The sequence below is a fragment of the Myroides sp. LoEW2-1 genome, assembly GCF_009767705.1.
GTDB classification, from domain to species: Bacteria; Bacteroidota; Bacteroidia; order Flavobacteriales; family Flavobacteriaceae; genus Flavobacterium; species Flavobacterium album_A.
In genome coordinates this window covers 1-3,993 of record NZ_WSPP01000181.1, presented here as the reverse complement: position 1 = coordinate 3,993, position 3,993 = coordinate 1, and the positions used below count along the sequence as shown (strand labels likewise).

Below are 3,993 nucleotides of genomic sequence, written 5' to 3'. Positions count from 1 at the left end.
GGTCCAACCTAATGCAACAAGACGGAGATTTCAAGAATTATAAAACCAGTTATTAAAATCAATAACTGGTTTTTTTTTACCCAATATCGTATTTTTAAAAATATAGTTTTAAATAAATAGTATCAACTCTTCACTACTATAAACTAATTAACACAAGTCTTAGCTTGAGCCAACTCGCCATTAAAATTAAGAAGGTTCAAATATTCACTTGCTTTTAAACCTGTAAAGCAACAACTAATTATTCCAAACATATCAAAGTAAAACTTCAAAAAAAGCTACAAATAGGATAAACTCAAATTAATCTAAGAATTATACAAAATGATAGTTTACCCCAAACCTTTCAAAAGAAAACACACTGAAAACCTGCTACCATTACTATCTTATTAATCAAGCACTAACGTTAACCAAACATATATATAAAAAGGGAATAGGATCAACATCTATACATCATTTTGCGAATTATATATTAAGCCAGTATTAATACCGAATATCTTTCAGAATTTAACCAATATATCTTATTAAACAATCAATAAAATAAAGATAAAAATAGAAAATTTAAAATTAAATATATAAAAAAACAAAAAACATATGTCTATTTAACAAAAAACAGTTCTTAATATTTTGTTAAATAGTCAAAAAACTGCAAAACAAATAATAATTCAAACTTAACACAAATACAATGATTAATATTCACTAACTGATACTATTTATTATACATTTGTAAAAACACCTTATTAACAAATAAATATAATATGCAAATTGTTTCAGTCAAAACCCCTATTGATGATTTCAGTATGCTAAAAGAGCTTACTGAAATTGAGCAATTAATAGAGAAAGCAAAGAAAAAAGGAGAACAAGTGATCTATTTAGACACTCTTTCTTACCAGAATCACATGTATCTAATTAAACAAAACTATGTGATTAAGAAGTTTATTAAAAAAACTACTTTATTTTCTTTCCTCAGGAGACCTAAAAAGTACTACGCTATTCGTTTTCCTATGGAACATGTATCTTAGAATAGTATCGATCTTTTTATAAACACTATAACATCATCTTAATTTCGCTTTACACCTTATTATTTGAATTAAATACGTTTATAAAAGCTATTCTATAAAAGCCCCCTAATTCTATCCTATCTAATAGAGATAGAGTAAATTACAAAATGATAGCTATCAGAATTGGTAGCTATTTTTTTATGCACAACAGCTTTAAAAATTTACTAGTCAATTGCGAATACCTATAAATTTTAACATTCATAAGTACTATTAAGATAAATAAAAAAATACAATAATTATTTATCTAATTTCATATAAAATAACACATATAAATCTCATTTTGTGATTAAAAATAACAATTATGATATTATTGTTAAAAATGGTGAACGCACAATTTCTTGAGTGAACAAGGTCTTTTCCAATTTACCTTTGGCTATATTTGAGATAACAACAAACACCTATTTAACGATGAAAATTGTATCTGTAAAGAATGCAATTGAGTTCAACATACACTCTGAGTATGAAAGATTGCAAGACCAAATTGATCAAGCTAAATTAAAAGGCCAACGTTCTCTTTATTTGGAAGAATTACATTCTGAACTACATCTGAAACTAATCATGGACAACTTCCAAATTAAAAAGATTATTAAGAATATGTCCCCTATTCCATTTATAAAGAGAAATAAAAAGTATTATGTAATTAATCTTTAATCTTTTAATTAGAAAACTGAGATAATCAGAGATATCTCTCTTCTTAAAATGTTTTGTAAGTATAAACTAACCTAACATTTTAATTCCTTACTAACTTTACACAAAAAGGCACCACTTTACAATGGTGCCTTTTTACTTATAACTATTCAAAGTTTAACCAATACCAATGGTATAAACTTCAAAACCAATATTTTCTAATTCTTTTTGATCTAATATACCTCGACCATCAAAGACAAAAGCAGGCTTTTGCATCTGCTGATAAATCCTTTTCCAATCCAAACCAATAAACTCATCCCACTCGGTTAAAACTGCAATTGCATGCGCTCCTTCAATTGCACTATAAGCCTCTTGATGGGCTATTAACCGCTCGGAATTTATATCACATGAGCGTACATTAAGATAGTCCAAATCAGCCAACATTTGCATCTGTGTCACCTTTGGATCATACACGTGTACACTTGCTTGTTCCTCTATTAACTCGTTAGCTATATAAATAGCGGCAGATTCCCTGGTATCATTAGTATCTTTCTTAAATGCCCATCCCAAAAAAGCAATCTTCTTGTCACTAACTGTATTAAATAAAGTCGTGACAATTTTTTCAGAAAATCTCTTTTTTTGATGATCATTCATTATAATGACTTGCTCCCAATACTGGGCAACTTCATCCAAACCATAAGATTGAGCGATATAGACTAAATTTAAAATATCCTTCTGAAAGCACGAACCTCCAAATCCAACAGAAGCTTTTAAAAATCTATTGCCAATTCGAGTGTCAGTACCGATAGCTCTAGCGACCTCATTTACATTAGCTCCAGATACCTCACACAATTCAGAAATAGCATTGATGGAAGAAACTCTTTGTGCTAAAAAAGCGTTTGCTGTTAACTTCGACAATTCTGATGACCACACATTCGTTGCTAAAATCCTATCACTTGGTACCCAAGCTCTATAAAGCGAAGCAAGTGCTTCTATAGCCTCATTACCTCTTTCTGTTTCAGCTCCACCTATAAGCACGCGATCAGGCTCTAAAAGGTCTTTAATAGCTGTTCCTTCTGCTAAAAACTCAGGGTTAGACAATATCTGAAACTCTACACCATTTCCGGTTTGATCTAAGATGCGCTTGATGGCTTGAGCCGTGCGAACAGGTAATGTGGATTTTTCAACAACAATTTTACTTGATTTAGAAACACGTGCTATTTGTCTTGCACATAATTCAATATATTTAAGGTCTGCAGCCATCCCCTTACCTTTTCCATAAGTTTTAGTCGGGGTATTAACAGAAATAAAAATCATATCTGCCTCTTCTATAGCTCGATCAACATCTGTATCAAAAAAAAGATTACGACCTCTAACTTGTGAAACTATTTCTCCAAGTCCTGGCTCGTAAATTGGAAGTTCATCCATATTTTGACTATTCCACGCATTTATTCTTTGCTGATTAACATCAACCACAGTAACTTGAATATGGGGATTCTTTTGCGCAATAACAGACATAGTTGGTCCACCAACATAGCCTGCACCTATGCAACATATCTTTTGAATCTTATACATCTACAAACCATTTTAGATTTAAACCTGCAAGTTAATCTTTTTAACCTTTAGCTAAAAAGTTTAAAGAAAAGTTCTATTAATAAAAAAAGCACAACAATCTCTTGTTGTGCTTTGTATATCTTACCATGGGCTATTAACCTAATTTAACCACTTTACTATTCTCTTTTTCAGCTACTTCACGGCGCAATGAACTACTTGAAAAACGGTGATCTCTACAATTGTAATAAAGCTCTATTCCTTTTTCTTCACAGTAAACTCTACCTGTAAAGTTCTTATCTTTATACTCATCTCCTAAGATTCTAACATCAATCTTAAAAGAACGCAATATATCTTCTAAGTCTTGTTCTGTTGCATAAGGAACAATCTCATCTACAAACTTACAACCTTTTAACTGAATGTATCTTTCAACAACAGTTTGTGTAGGTTTGTTTTTCTCTGGACGATCAAGTGTTGGATCTGTTTGCAAACCAACGATCAAGTAATCACATTGACGTTTAGCATCTTCTAACATCTTTACATGACCTGCGTGCAATAAATCAAATGCACTAAAAGTGATTCCTATTTTCATAATAATTTCTTCTTAGTTTATTTTCGTTTCTAACTAAATGGACAATAATAAACCATACTTTTTCCTTAATAACCTTTCCTTTTCTAACCAATTTTTTTACTACAAAACACTTCTAATTCGCAGTTCCTCATCAAGGGAATCAATGTATTAACTCAAAGTATTCTAATC

General features: G+C 30.5%; 4 protein-coding genes. 2 read left to right on the top strand and 2 right to left on the bottom strand.

Going from position 1 to position 3,993, the window contains the following annotated elements:
• Nucleotides 1-752: 752 nt before the first annotated feature.
• Both GOQ24_RS11155 and GOQ24_RS11150 read left to right on the top strand, forming a co-directional pair.
• Complete coding sequence (locus tag GOQ24_RS11155) at nt 753-1,016, top strand: hypothetical protein (protein ID WP_155093073.1); 264 nt, start codon at nt 753-755, stop codon at nt 1,014-1,016.
• Between the two features lie 447 nt (nt 1,017-1,463).
• The gene (locus GOQ24_RS11150) at nt 1,464-1,706 is read left to right on the top strand and encodes a hypothetical protein (RefSeq protein WP_155093074.1); all 243 of its coding nucleotides are present in this window, start codon (nt 1,464-1,466) and stop codon (nt 1,704-1,706) included.
• 153 nt (nt 1,707-1,859) lie between these two features.
• Here the strand turns inward: GOQ24_RS11150 and GOQ24_RS11145 are convergent, their stop codons facing one another.
• Both GOQ24_RS11145 and GOQ24_RS11140 read right to left on the bottom strand, forming a co-directional pair.
• The gene (locus GOQ24_RS11145; protein ID WP_160339716.1) at nt 1,860-3,257 is read right to left on the bottom strand and encodes a UDP-glucose 6-dehydrogenase; all 1,398 of its coding nucleotides are present in this window, start codon (nt 3,255-3,257) and stop codon (nt 1,860-1,862) included.
• Nucleotides 3,258-3,390: 133 nt separating this feature from the next.
• Nucleotides 3,391-3,825, bottom strand: a complete 435-nt coding sequence (locus GOQ24_RS11140) for an adenylyltransferase/cytidyltransferase family protein (protein WP_155093076.1) — start codon at nt 3,823-3,825, stop codon at nt 3,391-3,393.
• Between the last annotated feature and the right edge of the window lie 168 nt (nt 3,826-3,993).

Coding starts and splice junctions, on each gene's coding strand:
- GOQ24_RS11155 (WP_155093073.1), top strand. CDS start 753: ATGCAAATTGTTTCAGTCAAAACCCCTATTGATGATTTCAGTATGCTA.
- GOQ24_RS11150 (WP_155093074.1), top strand. CDS start 1,464: ATGAAAATTGTATCTGTAAAGAATGCAATTGAGTTCAACATACACTCT.
- GOQ24_RS11145 (WP_160339716.1), bottom strand. CDS start 3,257: ATGTATAAGATTCAAAAGATATGTTGCATAGGTGCAGGCTATGTTGGT.
- GOQ24_RS11140 (WP_155093076.1), bottom strand. CDS start 3,825: ATGAAAATAGGAATCACTTTTAGTGCATTTGATTTATTGCACGCAGGT.